The sequence below is a fragment of the Cupriavidus consociatus genome (assembly GCF_017814975.1).
Lineage (GTDB): Bacteria > Pseudomonadota > Gammaproteobacteria > Burkholderiales > Burkholderiaceae > Cupriavidus > Cupriavidus consociatus.
The window spans coordinates 170,652-192,947 of sequence record NZ_JAGIQA010000011.1; the positions used below are offsets into that span (position 1 = coordinate 170,652).

The following is a 22,296-nucleotide window of genomic DNA, read 5'->3' on the forward strand; positions in this document are numbered from 1 at the left end:
ATCCGCCGAGCAAGCGCGCGCGTTGCCTGACTCAGGCAGCGCGCGCTTGCATTTCTACTCGCACTCGCACCATCCTCGCACCAGTTCGACCGCGCGCCTGTCCGTGCCGGCGAAGACCGCCTCGCCCAGCACGCGGCTCCACCAGCGCTCCGACCCATCCGCCACGCGCCAGGCATGCAGCCGGCGCGTGTAGAGCTGCAGGTCGTATTCCTCCGTAATGCCGATCGCGCCGTGCACCGCATGGGCGATCGCCGCCACCGGCGTGACGGCTTCGCTGGCGCGCAGCTTGCCGATCGCGGCGCGCAGGCGGTCGGGCTGCCCGGTGGTGCTGTCGCAGGCCAGCTGCGCCGCCACGCGCGCTGCCGCCACGTGCTCGGCCATCTCGCTGACCTGGTGCTGGATCGCCTGGAACTTGCCGATGGCGCGGCCGAACTGCTGGCGGTCGTTGGCATACTGCAGCGTCAGGTCGAGCACCCGCGACAGCGCCCCGGCCAGCTGGACCGCGTGCAGGCAGGCGCCAAGGGAGCGCAGCGTGCCCGGCGCCAGCCGGAACGCAGCCGGCGTGGCCGCGTCCGGGCGCGGCAGCCGCACGGTCAGGTCGGCGTGCGCGCCGGTGGGCTCGGCGCGCGCGCCGGCCACCGGCAGCAGCAGGCAACGCTCGCCGTCCTGCACCAGGAACCACCGGGCATGGCGCGCATCGGCGACGAGCGCCGCGGGCGCGCCGTCGTCGAATCCCGCCAGCGCGATGGGTCCGTCGGGCAGGGCGATGCCATGCGCGTGGAGCAAGGCGCGGGCGAAGACGGTTTGCGCCAGCGGCAGCGGCAGGACATGGCGGCCGGTGATGAACAGCACCGGCGCCAGTTCAGGCAGCTGCAGCGCGGCGCCGCCGGCGGCCTCGGGCAGCAGGCAGTCGGCAAAGCCGCTGTCGCGCAGCGCTTGCCACAAGGGACCGGGATCGGCCTGCCGTTCCAGCGCGCGGACCGTGGCGGGCGTGCAGCAATCGCGCAGCAGCGCGTCGAGGGCGTCGGAGTAAGCGTTATGCATGATGGGTCTCGTCGGGGTGCAGGGCGTCGGGACGGTGCGGCAGCGCTTCAGCGCAGGCCGAGACCGCGCGCGATCATGCCGCGCAGGATCTCGCGCGTGCCGCCGCGCAGCGAATAGGACGGGGCGATCTGCGTGACGTAGGCCAGCGTGCGGTACAGCGCGCCGTCGGAGGCCAGTGCCGGTTCGTCGCCCAGCGCCGCTTCCACCAGCGCCGGCACCGATTGCTCGAAGGTCGTGCCCAGGTCCTTGACCAGCGCGGCTTCGACCACCGGGCTTTCACCTGCCGCCAGGCGCGCGGTTACCGCCAGCGACATCGCGCGCAGCACCGCCAGGTGCCCGGCGAGGCGGCCCGCGGTCACCGTGTCGCGCCGTGCCGGCGGCAGTCGGCGCATGGCGTCGAGCCAGGTGTCGAGCAGCACCACGCTGGAGTACAGCCGCTCGGGGCCGCTGCGCTCGAACGCGAGTTCTGCGTTGACCTGCTCCCAGCCGCTGCCTTCCTGCCCGACCAGCGCCTCCGGAGCCAGCGCGACGTCGTCGAAGGTGACCTCGGAGAAGTGCGCGTCGCCCGCCAGGTCGTGGATCGGCCGCACGGACACGCCGGGCGCGTGCAGGTCGACGATGAACTGCGACAGGCCCGCCTGACGGTCCTGCGGCGTGCCCGAGGTGCGCACCAGCGCGATCATGAAGTGGCAGCGGTCGGCGTTGGTGGTCCAGATCTTGCGGCCGGTCAGGCGCCACGAGCCATCGGGCTGGCGCACGGCGCGGGTCGTCACGCTGGCGAGGTCGGAGCCTGAGTTCGGCTCGCTCATGCCGATGCAGAAGAACGCTTCGCCGCGGCAGATCGCGGGCAGGTAGCGCGCTTTCTGCGCGTCGCTGCCGTAGCGCAGGATCAGCGGTCCGCTCTGGCGGTCGGCGATCCAGTGCGCCGACACCGGCGCGCCGCAGGCCAGCAACTCCTCCACCAGCACGAAGCGCGAGTAAGGATCGAGGCCGGCGCCGCCGTATTGCGCCGGCAGCGTGATGCCGACCCAGCCGCGCGCCGCCAGTGCGCGGCTGAACGCCGCATCGAATCCCATCCACGAGCGCGCGCGGGTTTCCGGCGGCAGGGCGGGCAGGTACTCGTCAAGAAAGGCGCGTACCTCGGCGCGGAACGCGAGCGCGTGCGGCGGCAGGCGCGTCAGGTCGAAGGTGGAAAGCAAGGCGGTCACGGTGAAGTCCGGTAGCTGTGGCACGCGAGCCCTGGGGAACGCGGCTGCTGCTGCCTTGCATTCCGGATGGCTCAGGGTGGGCCACAGCGTAGTTCACGCGTCGAGCGCCAGTCCAATATTGATTTGTTGGGAAGCGATACCGATTCGATATGGAGGTGCCGCCGCCCGGCGTCCCCGGGATCGCTGCCAGGGCTTCAGGCCGTTCCCGATCGCGGCGCACGCGGCCGGGCCGCCGAGGTCACGCCGGCACGGTCGAGATTGACGCCCGGCAGCAGGTGCAGCAGGCGCACCAGCTCGGACTGGCGGTGCGTGCCCGTCTTGCGCAGCGTATCGCGGATATGCACGCGCACCGTATGCGGAGACAGGAACTCGCGCTCGGCGATTTCATTCAGCGTCTCGCCGGCGGCGAGCCGGATGGCAATGATGCTTTCCTTGCGCGACAGCCCGAACAGCGAGGTCAGCACGCCCGCATCGAGCACCGAGCGCGATTCCGAATTGCCGAACAGCATCATCGCGGCCGGCAATTGCCAGGGACCTTCCACCGGCTGGCGCGAGACCAGCGGCGTCACGATGATCGGCACCGGCTGCCCGCCGGAAGTGATGTGCATCCAGGAGCCCGACGCGGCTTCGGCGCCGCGGCCGCGCACCGCGCCGTCGAGCAGCTTGCGCAGGACTGCCTGCAGCGTGTCACTGTGGGCGCGCAGCACGCCATCCTGCAGCGACAGGTTGCTGTCGGCCTGCACCAGCGCCTCGGCCCAGCTGTTGGCGTAGCGCACGCGCAGGTCGGCCTGCAGCACCATCACGCCAAAATCCAGGGTATCGAGCCCTGCCAGGCCAAGGCTGGCCAGGCCGCTCAGCTCGAAATTGCGCTGCTGCATGCGCGCGGCGCGCACCCAATGCGGCATGACGTGGGCCAGGCGTCGCTCGCGCTGGCCGGCGCTGATGCTGCCCGCGCTGGTGCCGCTCATCAGTACGCAGACTTCGGCGTTCTCGACCAGGCGGATGCCATGCTCGAGTCCGCTGCACGCCAGCGCGGCGACTGAACTCTCGGCCACGGTGCCATCGTGCGACGCCGCATGCAGCGGCGCGCAGGCGGGGATAGCGGGCGTGTCGGCTGGCACGCAGCAGGGGCCGGCGTAAGGCAGGTCGAGCGGACTGGGCAGCCATTCGGCGACACTGGCGCCGTTGGTGAAGCAGCCGTGGGGCGTGACGCCCAGGCGCGCATGGCCTGCTAGCTTGTCCCAGATCAGGTAGCGCGGGCTGCCGGTGGAGGTGTACCGGGAAAACAGGTCGAGTGCCGCCGGCATTGCCGCAACATCCAGCGCGGACTCGTAGATCGAGTCGACCAGACGATGGAAATCCTCGTCCGTAGTCGGGTGTTCGCCCATGTTCACATTCCCCCGGCGGCAAACGCCTCCTGCTGTGCCACGGCAAGTGGCCACTTCTTCTTGTGTTATCGGTGCCGCCCTGGCGTTCTGTACATGCGCCGATACGGCTATCGCAACTGCCCACCATGCTTGTCCGGCGCGCTGCGACCGGACAATCATGCCAAACAATGTTGTTTGTTTTATCCCCCGTGCCGGGAGGGAAAACACGGATTGCCGACGTAGCGCTTAGCTGCCCCTCGCCTCAATTGCTGCTTTGCAGCGCATGAGTGGTGGGCGCACTAGCCGGCTTGCCGGGCGGGATAGTCATGCGCGTGACGAGAACGTCAAATTTTTCAGCCCGTAAACAGGGTCGGGCGTTTCACGCACGCCACACGTGTCCAAAATGTTCAGGACACAAAGACCCTTGCGGCAGCACGGAAAATTGGTTGCCGTACCCGTTTCTGCGAAGCTATGGCGCCGCCGGTTTCGCTTGCTCGTCGCCCCCCGCCTGCAGCCCTTTGCCATCGACCTGTATCGTCAGGCTGGGCGATGCCATGCGGATGCCGTGGGCGTCGAAGTTGCGCTTCAGGCGTGCATTGAACGCGCGCGTGATTTCCGCCTGCGTCAGCGGCCGGGTCTTGAACTGTGCCATTACGACCGGCCCGCTCGGGTCGAAGCGGTCCAGGCCGAGGATGTCCAGCCCTGACATCAGGTTGCGGGAGTAGCGGAACTCACGCGCGATCTCCGAGCCGGTGGCGCGGATCAGCTCGAGTGCGCGGTCGAGGTTGCTGTCGTAGCTGATGCCGATGCTGAAGACGGCATAGCCATAGCCGCGCGACAGGTTCTTGACTGCCTTGATCTGGCTGTACGGCAGCGTATGCAGCGCGCCGCGTCCGTCGCGCAGCTTGACCGTGCGGATGGTCATGCCTTCGACCACGCCGGCATGGTCAGGCAGCTCGATCGAGTCGCCGATGGCAATCGAATCCTCGACCACGATGAACAGCCCCGTGATCAGGTCCTGCACCAGGCTCTGCGCCCCGAAACCGATCGCCAGCCCGACCACCCCCGCACCGGCCAGCAACGGTGTCACGTTGACGCCCAGGTTGGCCAGCACGGCAATCACCGCGATCAGCAGCAGCCCGATGAACGAGGCATTGCGCACCAGCGGCAGGATGGTCTTGGCGCGCAGGCTGGGCTGAGCGCCGCGCCCATGCGCGGGCGACAGCGTCTGCGTGATGGCGGTGTCGATCAGCAGCCAGACCAGCCAGGCCAGCAGCACGGTGCTGGTCACGCTGAACACGGTCTCGGTGATATGGCGGCCCGCTGCGGAAGATTCCGCCAGCCGCATCAGCGACGTGCCCCAGACGCGCATCACCATGGCAAGGAATGCCACCCAGATCAGCACCCGCAGCAGCGCCATGGCGAAGCGGCCGAAGCGCTGCAAGTAGGCCGAGCGCCGGCGGTCGCGGAAGCGTGGCGGCCGCGCCGTTGCCTGGGGCGAGCGCCGGGCGACCATCGTCAGCAACAGTGCCGCGACGAACAGCGCGACCGACGCCACGGTGCGGCGCAGGAACACATCGGCATGGCCGGCGGCGAGCAGCGTGCCGATCACCGAAGCGACCACCACCGCCAGCACCGGCAGGTGCCAGGCCTGCCCGATCAGCCGCAGCAGGTCCGTCAGGCCCGGGTGCGACTGGCGGAAGGCCAGCGGCCGCTGGCTGATCAGCTGGCCGATCTGGCGCCGGAAGCAAAGGGCGAACATGCCGATGCCCAGTGCCGCGGCGATATTGGCCGTGGTCGACACCAGCGCGGCGAGGTTGGTGCCGATCACCGCGACGACGCGGCTGTCGGTAGCGCTGTCGCCCAGGGCCGCAAGCGCGCCAGTGCAGAACAGCAGCCACGGCGAGCGCGCCAGCAGCTGTCGGACTGCAAGCTGCCGGTGGGCGGTGCGGAACAGGACGAAGATGACCTGGCACACCGCGGCGGCGACGGCACCCGCCACGATGGCGTAGGCGACCAGCACCGCGGCCACGGCGGCTGGCGCATGCGTGAAGGTGCGCGTCGCCATCAGCAGCGTGATGCCGAGGGCGATCACCCAGGGCCCGATATGGCGCAGCATGAAGACGCCGACATCCACCCAGGACGGCACCTCGGGCAGCCTGGCGCGCTCGGTGCGCGGCCGCGGCGGCGCGCGCCGGCGCCGGATGCGGTGGCCGATCTCCCACAGGCCCCAGCCGCTCGCGGCCCACACCGCCAGCACCAGCGCGAATTCGCGCAGCGAGTCCAGCCCCGAGCGGGTGCCGTGATGGGTCAGCGCAGCGCGCCATTCTTCGCCGGCGAAGCGCGAGCGCCAGCCCCAGTATTGCCACGGCCCGCGGTCCTTGCGCAGGTGCGTGTCGACTTCGTCGAGCACCTCGGCCACGGCGCCGATCAACCCGGGCGCCGAAGCGCCGGCCGCAGCGGCGGACGCCGGCGCCGGCGCCGCGCCGGAAGCGTCCAGGCGGCGCCGCAAGGTCTGCAACTGCCCGACCAGCGCGCGCCGTTCGCGGTCATCCTGCAGCGTGGCGATGACCTGGTCGAGCGACTGCGCCAGCGGCACGCTTGCCGAGGCCGCCGGCGCGCTCGCGGGCGCGGGCTTGGCTGGTGCCAGCAGCGTGGCAAGCGGTCCTGCTGCCATGGCCGGCGCCGGCAGCGCACACCACAGCAGTGCGAGCGCCAGCAGCGCGGCATGCATGGCCAGACCGGCACCTGGCGCGAGCCGGCATGGCCACATCGATCGGGAGCGGGCGTTGCGATCGGGTTTGCGCATGGCTGGATGTCCGCGCCCGGCCCGGCGTGACGCTGCCGGCGGGGGCGCGGGAATGACCGTCGATCGCGCCACTGTAGCGCATCGGCGGTGTCGGGTTGCCGTACAGCGGCATCCGGCACGCCGGGCCCACCCCCGGACCCACGCCTGGACCCACTGCCCGGGCCATTCGTCGCTTCGGACGATGCGTGGCTTGCGCCGATCCACGAATCTCGAACCCACTCCGGCGCGTGCATTTCGTCACCCGCCGGCCATTCACAGATCTCGGGCGCGCACACCGGAGCCGGTGGCCCGTTCCGCCAGACACAAGACACAAGGCACAAAGGAAAGACGGCATGGAACTCAATGCATCGGTATCGGCAGTGGTCACGGGCGGAGCCTCTGGCCTGGGCGCGGCAACTGCGCGCGCGCTGGCGGCGCACGGCGTGCGCGTGGCGCTGTTCGACCTCAACGCCGAGAAGGGCGAAGCGCTGGCGCGCGAACTGGGCGGCGTGTTCTGCCAGGTCAACGTGACTTCCGAGGCCGAGGTCGAGGCCGGCTTCGCCAAGGCGCGCGCCGCCATCGGCCAGGAGCGCATCCTGGTCAACTGCGCCGGCACCGGCAATGCCATCAAGACCGCATCGCGCTCGAAGGAAGCGCCGGACCAGATCAAGCATTTTCCGTCCGACGCCTTCGAGCGCATCATCCAGATCAACCTGATCGGCACCTTCCGCTGCATCGCGCGCTCGGCGGCCGGCATGCTGACGCTGGACACCGCGGGCGGCGAGCGCGGCGTGATCATCAACACCGCATCGGTGGCGGCGCAGGACGGCCAGATGGGCCAGGCCGCGTACACGGCGTCCAAGGCCGGCGTGGTCGGCATGACGCTGCCGATCGCGCGCGACCTGGCGGGCGAGGGTATCCGCGTCAATACCATCCTGCCGGGCATCTTCAATACGCCGTTGCTGCAGGGCGCGGCCGAGAACGTCAAGGCCGCACTGGCCGCTTCGGTGCCGTTCCCCAAGCGCCTGGGCCAGCCGGAAGAGTTCGCTTCGCTGGCCGTCGAGATGTGCCGCAACGGCTATTTCAACGGCGAATCCGTGCGGCTGGACGGCGCCATCCGGATGGCGCCGCGCTGAGCGAAGCCAACTGGATCGAATCAACACGGAGACGCGGATGGATTTCAGCTACCTGAGCACGCTGCCCGATGCCGTGCGCCATTTCGCCGGGCTGCGGCCCGACGCGGTGGCCTATGCGTTCGAAGGCCGCCAGACCACCTACGCCGACTTCGAGCGCAATACCGACCGGGTCGCGCAGGCGCTGCTGGCCGAGGGCGTCCGCGCAGGCGACCGCATTGCCTATGTCGGCAAGAACAGCGACCACTACTTCGAGCTGCTGCTCGGCGCGGCCAAGGCCGGCGTCGTCATCACGCCGGCCAGCTGGCGCCTGGCGCCGCCGGAGATCGAGTTCATCGTCGGCCATTGCGACGCGGTGGTGCTGTTCGTCGGGCCGGAATCGGCGGCGATGGCAAAGTCGCTGCTGCCGGCACTGCCGATGGTGCGCAAGGTGGTGCCGATGGAACCGTGTGCCGAGGGAAGCGATGCGCCGTGCTACACCGGCTGGCGCGACGCGCAGCCGGCCACGCCGCCGGCACACCGGCCGGCGCCGCATGACGTGGTGCTGCAGCTGTACACCTCGGGCACCACCGGGCGGCCCAAGGGCGCGATGCTGACGCACCGCAACCTGACCATCGGCACCGAGGTCAGCGAGCGCGAAGGCATTCCCTGGTCGCACTGGACGGCCGACGATATCTCGCTGGTGGCGATGCCGGTGGCGCATATCGGCGGCTCGGGCTGGGGTCTGCGCAATCTGCTCTCGGGCGCCAAGGGCGTGGTCGCACGCGAATTCGACCCGCGCGCGGTGCTGGATTTCATCGAGCATGAGCGCGTCAGCAAGCTGTTCATGGTGCCGGCGGCCATGCAGATCGTGCTGCGCGACCCGCGCGCGCGCCAGGTTGACTACTCGCGTCTGAAGTACCTGCTGTACGGCGCCGCGCCGATTCCGGCGGCGCTGCTGCGCGAGGGCATCGAGGTGTTCGGCTGCGGCTTCGTGCAGCAGTACGGCATGACCGAGACCACCGGCACCATCGTCGCCCTGCCGCCCGAGGACCACACTACCGAAGAGGTGCCGCGCATGCGCGCCGCCGGCAAGCCACTGCCGGGCGTGGAAATCAAGGTGGTCGATTATGAAGGGCGCGCGCTGGGACCGGATGAGGTCGGCGAGATCGTGGTGCGCTCGCAGCACAACATGGCCGGCTACTGGAAGCAGCCCGAGGAGACCGCGCGAACCATCGACGCAGATGGCTGGCTGCGTACCGGCGACGCGGGCTACCTGGATGCGCAGGGCTACCTGTACATCCACGATCGCGTCAAGGACATGATCATCAGCGGCGGCGAGAACGTCTATCCTGCCGAGGTCGAAAGCGCGATCTACGGCCACCCGCAAGTGGCCGACGTGGCGGTGATCGGCGTGCCGGACGAGAAGTGGGGCGAGGCGGTGAAGGCCATCGTCGTGCTGAAGCCGGGACAGTCCCCCGATCGCGACGGCATCATTGCGTGGACGCGTCAGCGGCTGGCCGGCTTCAAGGTGCCGAAGAGCATCGAGTTCGTCGACGCGCTGCCGCGCAATCCGTCCGGCAAGCTGCTGCGGCGCAAGCTGCGCGAGCCGTTCTGGGAGGGCATGAACCGGCAGGTGAACTGAGTCTGGCTCCCTGTCTCCCTGTTCCGCGAGCGGGGCAGGGAGCAGCAGCATCTACTTCTTCTTGATCACGCTGACCTTGCCATCCGCCTCCAGGTACAGCGACTTGATCTCCTCGAGCTTCTCGACTCCCTGTTCACGGTATTTGGCTTCCAGTTCTTCGTCGGTGATTGATTCGCGCCGCATGTTTTCGCGCAGCCTGGTGCCGTTGCGCACGAGCAGGATTTTCTTCGCCTCGGCAAAGCGCTGGAAGGTGGGGAAATGGTAGGCCAGCAGGTCGATCAGCCGGTTCCAGGCGATCAGCGTGGCGACGAGCAGCATAGCGTCGGCGACGCCGTCGCCCTTGCCGGCCATGCCGTTCTGCGCCGCGTCGGCAACGATCACGACTACGAGCAGGTCGGCAATGCCCAGCGAGCCGATATCGCGCCGCACCACGAAGCGGAACAGCAGGAACAGCGCCCAGTACATCACCGTGCCGCGCACGATGATCTCGAGCGGCGAGATGGTGAAGAAGAGCGCTTCGCGCCAGTCGAACGAGAGATCCATGCCCGGAACGCAGCAACTTCCGGGCCACTTTGCAGCGATGGCGCTTGTGCACGCCACGCCGCCGCGCCGACAGTAATTCTTGCAGCGGCTGCGTACGGATTGCCGTAGCGCAGCCGGCGCGCTGCCGCTTGTGCAGGAGGGAGCCGGTGCGAGGTCAGTCGGCCTGTATGCCGAATTCCTTCACGATCTTCGTATAGCGCGTGGTATCCGCGGCGATCAGCTTCGACAGCGAGGCTGGCTCGCCACCTGCCGGCGTGACCGCGATGGTGGCCATGCGCGACACCACGTCGGGCATCTTCAGGATTTCATTGATGTGCGAGTTGAGCGTGCGCACCACGTCGGCGGGCATGTTCTTCGGACCCAGCAGCGCCTGCCAGGCACCGATCTCGACATCCTTGTAGCCCAGCTCCGCCAGCGTCGGCACGTTGGGCGCGAACGGCGAGCGCTTCAGGTCCGCCACCGCCAGCGGAACCAGGCTGCCGTTGCCCACGTACTGCGCCACCGCGCCGTAGGTGACGTAGGTCACCGGCACCTGCCCGCCGATCACGTCGACAATGGCGGGCGCCAGGCCGCGATACGGCACCTGGCTGATCTTGATGCCGGCGGACTTGTTGAACAGTTCGCCCATGATGTGCATCGGCGAGCCGTTGCCCGGCGTGGCATAGGTTTCGACCTTGCCCGACCTGGCACGTGCCACCAGGTCGCTGACCTTGGTGATGCCGGTGCCCTTGTTGACCACCACGAACAGAGACTGCGTGCCGATCTGCGAGATCGGCGTGAAGTCATGCTGCACGTCGTAGGTGGCGCCGGTGCCGGCCTTCAGCACCAGCGGAGCGATGGCGACCGTGTTGGGCGCCAGCAGCAGCGTGTAGCCGTCCGGGGTGGCGCGCGCGACATAGGCGCTGCCGATGGTGCCGGCGGCGCCGGTGCGGTTTTCCACCACCACCGACTGCTTCAGCCGCGGCGCCAGCTTTTCCGCGAACATGCGGGCCAGGACGTCGACATCGCCGCCGGCCGGATAGGCGACGACGATGGTGATGGGTTTGCTCGGGTACGCGCCCTGTGCCAGGACGGTGCCGGTGCAGAGCACGGAGGCGGCGGCGGCCAGCGTGGCCAGGACTTTGCGGCGTGCAGACTTCATGATGTTCAGACCTCGGTAAAACCTGGCGCCCGGCGGGGGCCGGGGCCGACATGGCGGGTGAAGCGGCGGGTGAAGCGGCTGGTGAAGCCCGGCGCGCGGCGCCGGGGCGTCGCGACCGACTCAGAAAATGTGCTTGATGCCCAGCATCGAGCCCCACTGGTTCGCGCCAGGGCGGGGGTTGGAGCCGGGCGAACCACCGCTCACCGACATGGCGAGCTGGCCGTCGTTATTGATATAGCCCGCGGTGGCATAGACCGAAGTCCGCTTGCTGAAACTGTACGTGGCGCGCGCCGCGTAAAGCATCGCCTGGTTGTCGCTGCCGTGGTAGTTCAGGAAGTAGACCTGGCCGGCCAGGTTGATCGCCGGAGTGATGTCATAGGAGACGCCGGCGTAGTACAGGTCGCTGACCGGGGTGGGGCTGCCTTCGTTGTCGCGGCGGATCCAGCCGGCGCCAAGCTTGGTGTTCTTCAGCAGCATGTAGCCGCCCAGCGACAGGCGGTCGTCGGTCAGGTTGCTGTTGGTCAGGCCGCCGAAGGCGCCGGGGCCGCCGCGCTGCGAATCGTAGGCCGCGATCAGGCCCCACGTCTTGCTGTCATAGCCGATCATGGCAGACCACTCGCGGCAGGCCTTCTTGTCGGCCGGGTTCTCGCCGGCGCAATTGGTGCCGGCCGGGCTGGGGCCGGCGTTGACCGCGTCGCGGCCGAAGCTGTAGGTCGCGCCAACCACGAAGCCATTGAAGTTGGCCTTGTACGCGACCGCGTTGTCGGCACGCGTGTTGGGCAGGTAGCTGTCGAGCGATCCCGAACCGTACACGTTCGGCCCCAGGATATCGCTGTCCAGGATGGCCCAGAACAGCATCGTGTACTGGCGGCCGAACGACAGCTGGCCATACTGATTGCTCAGCCCGACCAGCGCCTGGCGCCCGAACAGGCGGCCGCCCTGGTTGGCGTTGCCCGTGTCCGGCGAAAAGCCCGATTCCAGCACGAACAGGCCCTTCAGCCCGCCGCCCAGGTCTTCCGTGCCGCGGATGCCCCAGCGCGACGGCACCGTGGCGGTGTTGTTGGGCATGCGCACCAGGCTGTCGCCGTTGGCGCCGACATTGCTCACGTACTCGACACCGGTATCGATGACGCCGTACAGCGTCACCGACGATTGGGCCGAGGCCAGCAGGGGGGAAGCCGCAAGCAGCGCCGCGGCGGTTCGTGCAAGTTTCATCTACCAGTTTCCTTCCGTTTTTTCCGTCTTGTAATCATCTTTGTGGTCCGGGCCGCTGCGATGGCGGCCCGGTTTCAGGGCAGGTCTTGTTGTTGGCAGGGGTTCTCCTCGTGTGGGACCGCGCGGCTGTCCAAGCAGGGATATCCAACAAGAATGCCGCAGCAGCCTCTTTTATGTTTTATATATGGAACATCAAACAACATAAGAAACATAGAGCAAAATATAGCCGCGAGTTTCCAAAAGTTGTGAGGAGGGTTATCCCTAGTGCGGCAGGGCCACGACGCGTTGGACAGGCGCCGGCTGCACCCGCCCAGGGACTGGCGTGCGCGCGGGCGGTGCATCAGCAAGGCGCGGTACGCGTTGCCCGAGGGCCCGCGGTCCGCGCGCCTTGCCGCGCGGGCAAAGGCGCTGCGCCCGATGGCTATGGGCCAGGACCTGGCTCGCCGTGCCAGCCGTAGCGCGCACCAGCCCGGCGCGTTGGCGTATCAAGGTCAGATATGCCTATCGTTTACCCTCATCCCGTTTCCCGATACGCACGCCTATGCTTCAAAAGTTTTATTCGCAAACCTGAGTTTTATATATGGAACAAAATCAACCCCTCATTCCTCCGCAGCCGGATCGGCAGCTACTGGAGGCCCTGCGTAGCGGGTTTGCGGAACGCGTGGTGACGGTCGACCGCGGTGCGCAGGTGGCCTACCGCAGCGGTGGGACCAGCGGGCCGGCCATCGTGCTGCTGCATGGCATCAGTTCCGGCGCGGCCTCGTGGCTGCCATGCGCCAGCCTGCTGGCCGCGCAGGCGCGCGTGATCGCCTGGGATGCACCGGGCTACGGCAACTCCACGCCGCTGTTGCAGGAACGCCCGCTGGCATCGGATTACGCGCTGCGGCTCGACGGCTTGCTGCAGGCGCTGGGAATCCAGCCGGCGCTGATCGTTGGCCATTCGCTGGGCGCGCTGATGGCCGCGGCCTATGTCGCCGCCGCGCGCAACCTCCCGGCCCGGCTGCTGCTGCTGAGCGTGGCCCAGGGCTACGGCGGGGCGGGCAAAGAGGCACAGGCCCGGCAGGTGGCGCAGCAGCGGCTGGCGGCACTGGACACGCTCGGCGTGGAAGGGCTGGCGCGACGCGGGCCGGCCCGGCTGCTGAGCGAACTCGCCGATGCCGGCGCGCAGTCGTGGGTGCGCTGGAACATGCAGCGGCTCAATCCCGACGGCTATCGCCAGGCCGTGGCGATGCTGTGCGGCGACGATATCGACCGTTACCTGTCGCAACGGCCGGCTTCACTGCCCACGCGCATCGCTTGCGGCAGCCACGACGTGGTGACCACGCCGCTGGCCTGCGGCACGCTGGCCGAACGCTTCGACCTGCCGCTGGCGCTGATCCCCGACGCCGGCCATGCCTGCTATATCGAGCAGGCCGCCGCGACCGCGCGGCTGATCCGCTCGGCGCTGCCCCAACTGTCCCAGGGCGACGCCTGACCCTTCCGGCGCCGCCAGCCAAGGCGGCGCCGTCCCGCTGGCGCGCCGCTTGCGCCGCCTGATTCCGTTTCGCGGGTTTACCCCAGTCAATTTTTACGGTTGTGTTGTCTATAGTCGTACCTGTGTTCAATATCTAAACCAGTGTTTCATTAGTAAAACACGACGGACGAAGAAGCAGGTGCATCCGGACGGCGTCGGAACACGGTCCCCCAAGCTGCAAGACATGGAGCAAAGCGCAATGGAAAGCCTCTCGTACAACCCGAACCTGGTGCCCTGGGAGCGTCCGGCGCCGAACAACGTCGCAGGCAAGGGCCACATCGAGCAACCCGGCAAGGTCGCCAACATCGTCTGGCAGACCCGTGCCAGCGCACCGAGCGCCTACGAGAACGCGCTGGGCGATGCCATCGAAGCCGCGTTCGAGGCCGGCGCGCAGAACCCGCAGGACGTCGTGCGCGCTTTCAACGCCGCCGGTTTCCTGACCCTCGACAGCCAGCCCTGGACCGAAGAGCGCTTCCTCTCCGAAATGCGCCGCCTGGGCGCCTGAATCGCGCCAGAACCGCGTCTGAACCGCGCCCGAATCGCACGCACAGCGAGAACAATATGGAATCGAACAAGCAAGCCCGCGCCGAAGCCCGCCTTAACACCGGCCTGCGCAACTACTGGTATCCGGTCGCCGCCTCGTGGGCGGTTTCCCACGCCCCGATCGGCATCACCCGCCTGAGCCAGAACATCGTGCTGTGGCGCGACGGCGCCGGCCAGGTCCACGCGCTGGAAGACCGCTGCCCGCACCGCGGCGCACGCCTGTCGATGGGCTGGAACCTGGGCGACCGCGTCGCCTGCTGGTACCACGGCGTGGAAGTCGGTGGAGATGGCCAGGTCAAGAGCGTGCCGGCGGTCGAAAGCTGCCCGCTGGAAGGCCGCACCTGCGTGCGCAGCTACCCGGTGCAGGAGAAAGCCGGCGCGATCTTCCTGTGGTTCGGCGATCAGGCCCCGCAAGGCGAAGGCAGCCCCGACGAACTGCGCTTGCCGGAAGAGCTGGTCAGCGAGGAACACAGCAACTTCCTGTGCGTGGCGCACTGGGACTGCAACTACCGCTACGCCATCGACAACGTGATGGACCCGATGCACGGCGCCTACCTGCACGCGGTGTCGCACTCGATGGCCTGCGGCGAGAAGTCCGCCGTGATGCAGATCCGCGAGACCGAGCATGGCCTGGTGTTCGAGAAGACCGGCCAGCGCGGCGTCAACTTCGACTGGGTCGAGTTTGGCGAGACCGGCACGCTGTGGCTGCGCCTGGCGATCCCGTACCGCGCCAGCGTCGGCCCCGGCGGTCCGTTCGGCATCGTCGGCATGGCCACGCCGGTGGATGAAGACCACTGCATGGTGTTCTTCTGGCGTACCCGCCACGTGCAGGGCTGGGAGCGCGACGTGTGGCGCTTCCTGTATCGCAACCGGCTGGAGCAGCTGCACTGGGACGTGCTGGAGCAGGACCGCGTGGTGCTGGAAATGATGGCCCCGAATGCGCGCGACCGCGAGATGCTGTACCAGCACGATGCCGGCATCACGCGCGTGCGCCGTCTGCTGAAGCGCCGCGCCGAGCAGGAAGTCGCCGACGAGCCGGTGGCCATGCTGAAGCCGGCGCAAACCTCCGGAGCCCCCAGCCATGCCTGAGGCCATCCAGAACAACACGCTGCTGGCTGGCCGCAGGGTGCTGGTCACCGGCGCCGCGCGTGGCCTGGGCCTGGCCTTCGTCAAGTCGCTGGCCGAAGCCGGCGCCAGCGTGGCGATGGCCGACATCCTGGCCGAGCGCCTGCAGCAGGAAGCTGACGCGCTGCGGGCTGCCGGACTGAAAGTGGTGCCGGTCACGCTGGACCTGTCGGACCCCGCCTCGGTGCAGGCTTGCGCCGACGCAGCGGTGAAGGCCCTGGGCGGACTCGACGGGCTGGTCAACAACGCCGCCGTGACCGACTCGGGCGGCCGCGACGCCAGCGCCATCGACATCGCCACCTGGGACCGCGTGATGAACGTCAACGTGCGCGGCACCTGGCTGATGACCGCCGCCTGCCTGCCGGCGCTGCGCGCCAGCGGCCGTGGCGCGGTGGTCAACCTGGCCTCGGACACGCCGCTGTGGGGCGCGCCCAACCTGCTCGCCTACGTGGCCAGCAAGAGCGCCATCATCGGCATGACCCGTTCGCTGGCCCGCGAGCTGGGCCGCGACCAGATCACCGTCAACGCGGTGGCCCCGGGCCTGACGCTGGTGGAAGCCACCGAATACGTGCCGCAGCACCGGCACGACCTGTACCGAGAGCAGCGCGCGATCTCGCGCGAGCAACTGCCCGACGACGTCTGCGGCGCGGTGCTGTTCGCACTGTCCGACCTCGCCCGTTTCGTGACCGGCCAGACGCTGGCGGTCAACGGCGGCTTTGTCATGCACTGATCCAACCGATCCACCGAAAGCCACATCAAGAGCAGAAGGAATCCAAATGAGCGATCTTTCCCAACCAGCCAACATCAAGCGTTCGTGGGACCAGCCGGACGGCGCCTCGTTCGACCAGTGGATGGAAAGCCGCGTGGCGCGCTTCTCCACCCGCAAGTACGACTGGGACGCGCTGAAGTTTCAGGCCGACTACGACCCCAAGTACCGCCGCGCGCAGATGCGCTACCTGGGCACCGGGGGCACCGGCGTGGCCACCGACACCAACACCGTGCCGTCGGAGCACTTCACCTTTTCGACGATGATCATCCCGGCCGGCCATGAAGGCCCGTCGCATATCCACACCGACGTGGAAGAGGTGTTCTTCGTCATGCGCGGCAAGATCAAGCTGATCCTGGAAAAGGATGGCGAGCGCTTCGAGACCATCCTGACCGACCGTGACCTGGTCTCGGTGCCGCCGGGCGTGTATCGCGAGGAAATCAATATCGGCGAGGAAGACGCGCTGATGTGCGTGATGCTCGGCGCCAAGAAGCCGATCACGCCGACCTACCCGCCCGAGCACCCGCTGACGAAGATCAAGCGCTGATGCGCCATCGGCCCGTCCGCACGCACTGACCATGAACACCAACGCCATCCCGACCACGCCGGCCGCCAACGAGACCCCGGACAAGTACATCGTCCCGGGCCTGGAACGCGGGCTGCGCCTGCTCGGCGAGTTCAGCAGCAAGGAACGCACCATGTCGGCCGCCGAACTGGCGCGCCGACTCAAGGTGCCGCGCTCCACGGTGTTCCGCCTGCTGGCCACGCTGGAAATGCTGGGCTTTGTCGAGCGCGCCGATGGCGGCCGCGATTTCCGGCTGGGCATGGCGGTGCTGCGGCTCGGGTTCGAGTACCTGGCGTCGCTGGAGCTGACCGAGCTGGGCCGCCCTCTGCTGGAGCGGCTACGCGACGATATCGGCTACCCGACCAACCTGGTGGTGCGCGACGGCCGTTCGATCGTGTATGTGGCCAAGGCGGTGTCGCCGCGGCCCTTCGCCAGTTCGGTCAACGTCGGCACGCGTTTGCCGGCGCATGCCACGGTGCTGGGCCGGGTGCTGCTGGAAGACCTGTCGCTGGCGGAACTGCGCGCGCTCTATCCGGAGGCGCAGCTGGAAGTGTTCTCCGACAGCACGCCGCGCACGGTCGATGCGCTCTTTGCCATCGTGCAGCGCGACCGCGAGCGCGGCTACGTGCTGCAGGAAGGCTTCTTCGAATCGAGCATCTCGACCATCGCCGCGCCGGTGCGCGACCGCACCGGCAAGGTGGTGGCGGCGCTGGGCGCCACGATCCCCGCGGCGCATATCGATCCGGAACAGCTGGACGCGATGGTGGAGAGAGTGCGCAACACCGCGGGCGAGCTGTCGCGCCTGCTCGATTACCGGCCGTCGCTGCACAGCGCCGGCAAGGTCGTGAATCTGTATCGGGAGTGAGGACAATGTCCATGATTGAACTCGGCGGCAAGGTTGCCGTCGTTACCGGCGGGTCCTCCGGCATCGGGCTGGCGACCGTCGAACTGCTGCTCGAAGCGGGCGCCGCCGTCGCCATGTGCGGCCGCGACGAAGCCCGCCTGCGCAGCGCAGAAGCGCAGCTGCGCGAGAAATTCCCCGGCTGCCGGCTCCATGCCGCCACCTGCGACGTGCTCAAGCCGGAACAGGTCGCCGCCTTTGCCGCCGACGTGCTGGCCGCGCTGGGCAATGTCGACATGCTGGTCAACAACGCCGGCCAGGGCCGCGTGTCCACCTTCGCCAATACCGAAGACGCGGCCTGGATGGACGAGCTGCAGCTCAAGTTCTTCTCGGTGATCCACCCGACGCGCGCCTTCCTGCCGCAGCTGGAGAAGTCGGGCCAGGGCGCGATCGTCTGCGTCAACTCGCTGCTGGCGCAGCAGCCCGAGCCGCACATGGTGGCCACTTCCGCCGCGCGCGCCGGCGTGCTGAACCTGGTGCGCTCGATGGCCACCGAGTTCGCCCCCAAGGGTGTGCGTGTCAACGGCATCCTGATCGGGCTGGTCGAGTCGGGCCAGTGGCGCCGCCGCTTCGAGGCGCGCCCAGAAGAAGACCGCCACCTGGACTGGGCCGCGTGGACCGCGCGCCTGGCCCAGCAGAAACATATTCCCCTTGGCCGCCTGGGCCTGCCTGTCGAGGCAGCCCGCGCCATCCTGTTCCTTGCCTCGCCGTTGTCTTCGTACACCACGGGCAGCCATATCGATATCTCCGGAGGACACTCCCGTCATGCCTAATCAACACCAGTACGAACCACAGCAGGTCACCGTTGGCTGCGCCATCACGGCGTTTCTCGAGCAGTGCGGAGTCAAGGCCGCGTTCGGCGTGATCTCGATCCACAACATGCCGATCCTCGACGCCATGGGCGAGCGCGGCAAGATCCGCTTCGTGCCGGCACGCGGCGAAGCGGGCGGCACCAACATGGCCGACGCCTGCGCCCGCACCACCGGCGGCCTGGGCGTGTGCCTGACCAGCACCGGCACCGCCGCCGGCAACGCCGCCGGCGCCATGGTTGAAGCGCTGACCGCCGGCACGCCGATGCTGCATATCACCGGCCAGATCGAAACGCCGTACCTGGACCAGAGCCTGGCCTACATCCACGAAGCGCCGGACCAGCTCACCATGCTGAAGGCCGTGTCCAAGGCCGCCTTCCGCATCCGCAGCGCCGATACCGCGATCAGCACCATCAAGCTGGCGGTGCAGACCGCGCTGACGGCGCCGACCGGGCCGGTCAGCGTGGAGATTCCCATCGACATCCAGGCCGCGTTGATCGACATGCCGGTGGACCTGCAGCCGCTGCCGGTGCCGCAGCACGTGCCGTCGGCGCACGCGCTCGATGCGCTGGCCGAGCGCCTGGTCAAGGCCAGGCGCCCGCTGCTGTGGCTGGGCGGCGGTGCCCGCCACGCCAGCAAGCAGGTGCAGCGCCTGCTGGACCTGGGCTTCGGCGTGGTCACCAGCACGCAAGGCCGCGGCATCGTGGCGGAAGACGATCCGCGCTCGCTGGGCGCCTACAACCTGCACAAGCCGGTCGAGGCCTTCTACCAGACCTGCGACGCGATGCTGGTGGTGGGTTCGCGCCTGCGCGGCAACGAAACGCTGAAGTACGAACTGAAGCTGCCGCGCCCGCTGCTGCGCATCGACGCCGACCCGGCCGCCGAGGGCCGCTGCTACCTGAGCGACTACTTTGTCAGCGGCGACGCCGCGCTGGCGCTGGACGCCCTCGCAGATCGACTCGAAAAGCGTATGAAGGTCGACCCGGCCTTCGCCGCCGACCTGCGCCGCGCGCACGACACCGCCGTCAACAGCCTGGTCGATGGCCTCGGCCCGTACTCGGCACTGGTGCAGGCACTGCAAGGCGCGGTTGGCCGCAACTTCAACTGGGTGCGCGACGTGACCGTGTCGAACAGCACCTGGGGCAACCGCGAACTGCGCATCTTCGACTCGCGTGCGGGCGTGCATGCGCTGGGCGGCGGCATCGGCCAGGGTCTGGCGATGGGCATCGGCGCCGCGATCGGCGCCGCGGCCACCGCATCGGGCAAGAAGACCTTTACGCTGGCCGGCGACGGCGGTTTCATCCTGAACCTGGGTGAACTGGCCACCGCCGTGCAGGAACGCGCCGACATGGTCATCGTGCTGATGAACGACAAGGGCTACGGCGTGATCAAGAACATCCAGGACGCGCAGTATGGCGGCCGCCGCCACTACGTGGACCTGCACACGCCCGACTACGCCGCGCTGGCCAGGTCGCTGTCGCTGCGCCACGCCCGCGTCAGCAGCCTGGCCGAGGTCGGCACGGCGCTGGAGCAGGCCACGGTCGAGCCCGGCCCGTTCCTGCTGGAAATCGACATGCTGTCGATCGGCACCTTCAAGACCGTGTTTGCCGGCCCGCCGGTGAACAAGGAAACCCCGGCTTCGGAACAGGCCACAGTCAGCGCCTGAGGGAGACCAGAAATGCTGCATGTGTCCATGATTGGGTGCGGTGCGATCGGCCGGGGCGTGCTGGAACTGCTCAAGAGCGATCCCGACGTCGCCTTCGACGTGGTGATCGTGCCCGAGAACGCGATGGACGAGGCCCGCGGCGCGCTCTCCGCGCTGGCGCCCAGCGCCCGCGTGGCCACCCACCTCGACGACCAGCGCCCCGACCTGCTGGTCGAGTGCGCCGGCCACCATGCGCTGGAAGAGCACATCGTGCCAGCGCTGGAACGCGGCATCCCGTGCATGGTGGTGTCGGTGGGCGCGCTGTCCGAGCCCGGCATGGCCGAGCGCCTGGAAGCGGCTGCGCGCCGCGGCGGCACGCAGGTGCAGCTGCTGTCCGGCGCGATCGGCGCGATCGACGCGCTGGCCGCGGCCCGCGTCGGCGGGCTGGACGAAGTCATCTACACCGGCCGCAAGCCGGCGCGTGCGTGGGCTGGCACCCCGGCCGAGAAGCTGTTCGACCTGGATGCGCTGACCGAGACGACGGTGATCTTCGAAGGCACCGCGCGCGACGCCGCGCGCTTGTACCCGAAGAACGCCAACGTCGCCGCCACGGTGTCGCTGGCCGGCCTCGGGCTGGACCGCACAGCGGTGAAGCTGCTGGCCGATCCGCATGCGGTGGAGAACGTGCATCACGTGGAAGCGCGTGGGGCGTTCGGTGGCTTCGAACTGACGATGCGCGGCAAGCCGCTCGCCGCCAATCCAAAGACTTCCGCGCTGACGGTGTTCAGCGTGGTGCGCGCCCTGGGCAATCGGGCGCACGCAGTATCGATCTGACGCGGTAGCCCAGGCGGCCACGCTCCACAGACATAGCAGGCAACGACATGAACCCACAAGAAGTCCTCCCCATCTGCATCGCCGGAGAATGGCGCCTCGGCACCGGCGACCGCTACGGCACGCGCTACCCGGCGACCGGCGAAGTCGTCGCCGAACTGAACGCCGCCAGCCTGGCAGACGTGGAAGAGGCAGTGCAGGGCGCACACCACGCCTTCCTTTCCAGCGGCTGGGCCCAGCGCAAGCCCCACGAGCGTGCCGCCGTGCTGTACCGCGTGGCCGAGCTGATCCGCGCGCAAGCCGAGCCGCTGGCCCAGCGCCAGCGCCTCGACAACGGCAAGCCCATCAGCGAAACGCGCGCCCTGGTCGCCAGCGCCGCCGGCACTTTCCAGTTCTTTGCCGCCGCCTGCGAAACGCTGGAGGAAACCATCACGCCGCAGCGCGGCGACTGCCTGACCATGAGCGTGTACGAGCCGATGGGCGTGGTCGCGGCGATCACGCCGTGGAACTCGCCGATCGCCAGCGAGGCGCAGAAGATGGCCCCCGCGCTGGCCGCCGGCAACGCCGTGGTGGTCAAGCCCGCCGAAGTCACGCCGCTGATGGCGCTGGAGCTGGCGCGCATCTGCGAAGAAGCCGGCGTGCCCAAGGGCCTGGTCAGCGTGCTGCCCGGCAAGGGCTCGGTGATCGGTGACGCCATCACCAAGCATCCGCTGGTGCGCCGCGTATCGTTCACCGGCGGCACCACCACCGGCAAGCACATCGCGCATATTGCCGCCGACAAGATGATGCCGGTGTCGCTGGAGCTCGGCGGCAAGTCGCCGACCATGGTGTTCGACGACGCCGACCTCGACCACGCGGTCAACGGCGTGCTGTACGGCATCTTCAGCTCGTCGGGCGAATCGTGCATCGCGGGCTCGCGCCTGTTCGTGGCGCGTTCGCAATACGAGGCCTTCATGGACCGCCTGGCGCACGGCGCCGCGCAGTTGCGCGTGGGCGACCCGGCCGACGAGCGCACACAGATGGGGCCGCTTATCACTGACCGCCATCGCGATTCGATCGAGTCATATGTCGCAACCGGCGTGCACGAAGGCGGGCAACTTCGCACCGGCGGCCTGCGCCCCGACGTGGCCGGCCTGCCCAATGGCTACTTCTACACGCCGACCATCATCGAAGGCCTGGATAACAACGCCCGCATCTGCCAGGAAGAGATCTTCGGCCCGGTGCTGGTGGCGATCCCCTTCGACGACGAGGAAGACCTGATCGAACAGGCCAACGACAGCGTCTATGCGCTGGCCGCGGGCATCTGGACGCGCGATTACAAGCGCGCGTGGCGCGTGGCCCGCGCGGTGCAGGCGGGCAACGTGTGGATCAACACCTACAAGCAGTTCTCGATCGCGACGCCGTTCGGCGGCTGGCGCGACAGCGGCCTGGGCCGCGAGAAGGGACGGCTGGGCATCCTGCAGTACATGGAGCAGAAAAGCGTGTACTGGGGCCTGAACGAACAACCGCTGCCGTGGGCCAACCACTGAACCCGG

General features: G+C 68.5%; 19 protein-coding genes. 12 read left to right on the plus strand and 7 right to left on the minus strand.

Annotated elements, in window-relative coordinates:
• Positions 1 to 54: 54 nt before the first annotated feature.
• The 4 genes from J8I82_RS16990 to J8I82_RS17005 all read right to left on the minus strand — a co-directional run bounded on the left by J8I82_RS16990 (position 55) and on the right by J8I82_RS17005 (position 6,428).
• On the minus strand, positions 55 to 1,044 hold the full coding sequence (locus J8I82_RS16990) for an acyl-CoA dehydrogenase family protein (RefSeq protein WP_209759504.1): 990 nt from the start codon (positions 1,042 to 1,044) through the stop codon (positions 55 to 57).
• A 47-nt stretch (positions 1,045 to 1,091) separates the two neighbouring features.
• Positions 1,092 to 2,252, minus strand: a complete 1,161-nt coding sequence (locus J8I82_RS16995) for an acyl-CoA dehydrogenase family protein (RefSeq protein ID WP_209759505.1) — start codon at positions 2,250 to 2,252, stop codon at positions 1,092 to 1,094.
• A 194-nt stretch (positions 2,253 to 2,446) separates the two neighbouring features.
• Positions 2,447 to 3,640: a helix-turn-helix transcriptional regulator gene (locus tag J8I82_RS17000; protein WP_209759506.1), complete on the minus strand. Its 1,194-nt coding sequence runs from the start codon at positions 3,638 to 3,640 to the stop codon at positions 2,447 to 2,449.
• Between the two features lie 448 nt (positions 3,641 to 4,088).
• Positions 4,089 to 6,428 (minus strand): mechanosensitive ion channel family protein, encoded by a 2,340-nt coding sequence (locus J8I82_RS17005; protein WP_209759507.1) that lies wholly within the window; start codon positions 6,426 to 6,428, stop codon positions 4,089 to 4,091.
• Between the two features lie 332 nt (positions 6,429 to 6,760).
• Between J8I82_RS17005 and J8I82_RS17010 the strand changes: the two genes are divergently transcribed.
• Both J8I82_RS17010 and J8I82_RS17015 read left to right on the plus strand, forming a co-directional pair.
• Positions 6,761 to 7,543, plus strand: a complete 783-nt coding sequence (locus J8I82_RS17010; RefSeq protein ID WP_209759508.1) for an SDR family NAD(P)-dependent oxidoreductase — start codon at positions 6,761 to 6,763, stop codon at positions 7,541 to 7,543.
• A gap of 37 nt (positions 7,544 to 7,580) precedes the next feature.
• Complete coding sequence (locus J8I82_RS17015; RefSeq protein ID WP_209759509.1) at positions 7,581 to 9,164, plus strand: fatty acid--CoA ligase; 1,584 nt, start codon at positions 7,581 to 7,583, stop codon at positions 9,162 to 9,164.
• 51 nt (positions 9,165 to 9,215) lie between these two features.
• Here the strand turns inward: J8I82_RS17015 and J8I82_RS17020 are convergent, their stop codons facing one another.
• The 3 genes from J8I82_RS17020 to J8I82_RS17030 form a co-directional block, all read right to left on the minus strand.
• The gene (locus tag J8I82_RS17020) at positions 9,216 to 9,707 is read right to left on the minus strand and encodes a DUF421 domain-containing protein (RefSeq protein ID WP_209759510.1); all 492 of its coding nucleotides are present in this window, start codon (positions 9,705 to 9,707) and stop codon (positions 9,216 to 9,218) included.
• A 154-nt stretch (positions 9,708 to 9,861) separates the two neighbouring features.
• Positions 9,862 to 10,848: a Bug family tripartite tricarboxylate transporter substrate binding protein gene (locus J8I82_RS17025; protein ID WP_209759511.1), complete on the minus strand. Its 987-nt coding sequence runs from the start codon at positions 10,846 to 10,848 to the stop codon at positions 9,862 to 9,864.
• A 120-nt stretch (positions 10,849 to 10,968) separates the two neighbouring features.
• Positions 10,969 to 12,063, minus strand: a complete 1,095-nt coding sequence (locus J8I82_RS17030) for a porin (RefSeq protein WP_209759513.1) — start codon at positions 12,061 to 12,063, stop codon at positions 10,969 to 10,971.
• Between the two features lie 580 nt (positions 12,064 to 12,643).
• Here J8I82_RS17030 and J8I82_RS17035 point away from each other — a divergent pair.
• From J8I82_RS17035 to J8I82_RS17080, 10 genes are all read left to right on the plus strand, one after another.
• The gene (locus J8I82_RS17035; protein ID WP_209759515.1) at positions 12,644 to 13,537 is read left to right on the plus strand and encodes an alpha/beta fold hydrolase; all 894 of its coding nucleotides are present in this window, start codon (positions 12,644 to 12,646) and stop codon (positions 13,535 to 13,537) included.
• A 238-nt stretch (positions 13,538 to 13,775) separates the two neighbouring features.
• Positions 13,776 to 14,081 carry a recombinase-like helix-turn-helix domain-containing protein gene (locus tag J8I82_RS17040; RefSeq protein ID WP_431831554.1) on the plus strand — a complete coding sequence of 102 codons (306 nt, stop codon included), beginning with the start codon at positions 13,776 to 13,778 and terminating at the stop codon, positions 14,079 to 14,081.
• A 56-nt stretch (positions 14,082 to 14,137) separates the two neighbouring features.
• Positions 14,138 to 15,208, plus strand: a complete 1,071-nt coding sequence (locus J8I82_RS17045) for an aromatic ring-hydroxylating dioxygenase subunit alpha (RefSeq protein WP_209759518.1) — start codon at positions 14,138 to 14,140, stop codon at positions 15,206 to 15,208.
• Complete coding sequence (locus J8I82_RS17050) at positions 15,201 to 15,974, plus strand: SDR family oxidoreductase (protein WP_209759520.1); 774 nt, start codon at positions 15,201 to 15,203, stop codon at positions 15,972 to 15,974. The genes J8I82_RS17045 and J8I82_RS17050 overlap by 8 nt, the downstream gene beginning before the upstream one ends.
• A gap of 46 nt (positions 15,975 to 16,020) precedes the next feature.
• A complete protein-coding gene (locus J8I82_RS17055) occupies positions 16,021 to 16,557 on the plus strand; it encodes a cupin domain-containing protein (RefSeq protein WP_209759522.1) in 537 nt (178 codons plus the stop codon).
• A gap of 31 nt (positions 16,558 to 16,588) precedes the next feature.
• A complete protein-coding gene (locus J8I82_RS17060; RefSeq protein ID WP_209759524.1) occupies positions 16,589 to 17,440 on the plus strand; it encodes an IclR family transcriptional regulator in 852 nt (283 codons plus the stop codon).
• Positions 17,441 to 17,445: 5 nt separating this feature from the next.
• Complete coding sequence (locus tag J8I82_RS17065) at positions 17,446 to 18,249, plus strand: SDR family oxidoreductase (protein WP_209759525.1); 804 nt, start codon at positions 17,446 to 17,448, stop codon at positions 18,247 to 18,249.
• Positions 18,242 to 19,951 carry a thiamine pyrophosphate-binding protein gene (locus J8I82_RS17070; RefSeq protein WP_209759527.1) on the plus strand — a complete coding sequence of 570 codons (1,710 nt, stop codon included), beginning with the start codon at positions 18,242 to 18,244 and terminating at the stop codon, positions 19,949 to 19,951. Before J8I82_RS17065 ends, J8I82_RS17070 begins: the two co-directional genes overlap by 8 nt.
• A gap of 12 nt (positions 19,952 to 19,963) precedes the next feature.
• The gene (locus J8I82_RS17075) at positions 19,964 to 20,764 is read left to right on the plus strand and encodes an aspartate dehydrogenase (RefSeq protein WP_209759529.1); all 801 of its coding nucleotides are present in this window, start codon (positions 19,964 to 19,966) and stop codon (positions 20,762 to 20,764) included.
• A 47-nt stretch (positions 20,765 to 20,811) separates the two neighbouring features.
• Positions 20,812 to 22,290, plus strand: coding sequence for an aldehyde dehydrogenase (locus J8I82_RS17080; RefSeq protein WP_209759531.1), 1,479 nt, complete (start codon positions 20,812 to 20,814; stop codon positions 22,288 to 22,290).
• Positions 22,291 to 22,296 lie beyond the last annotated feature (6 nt).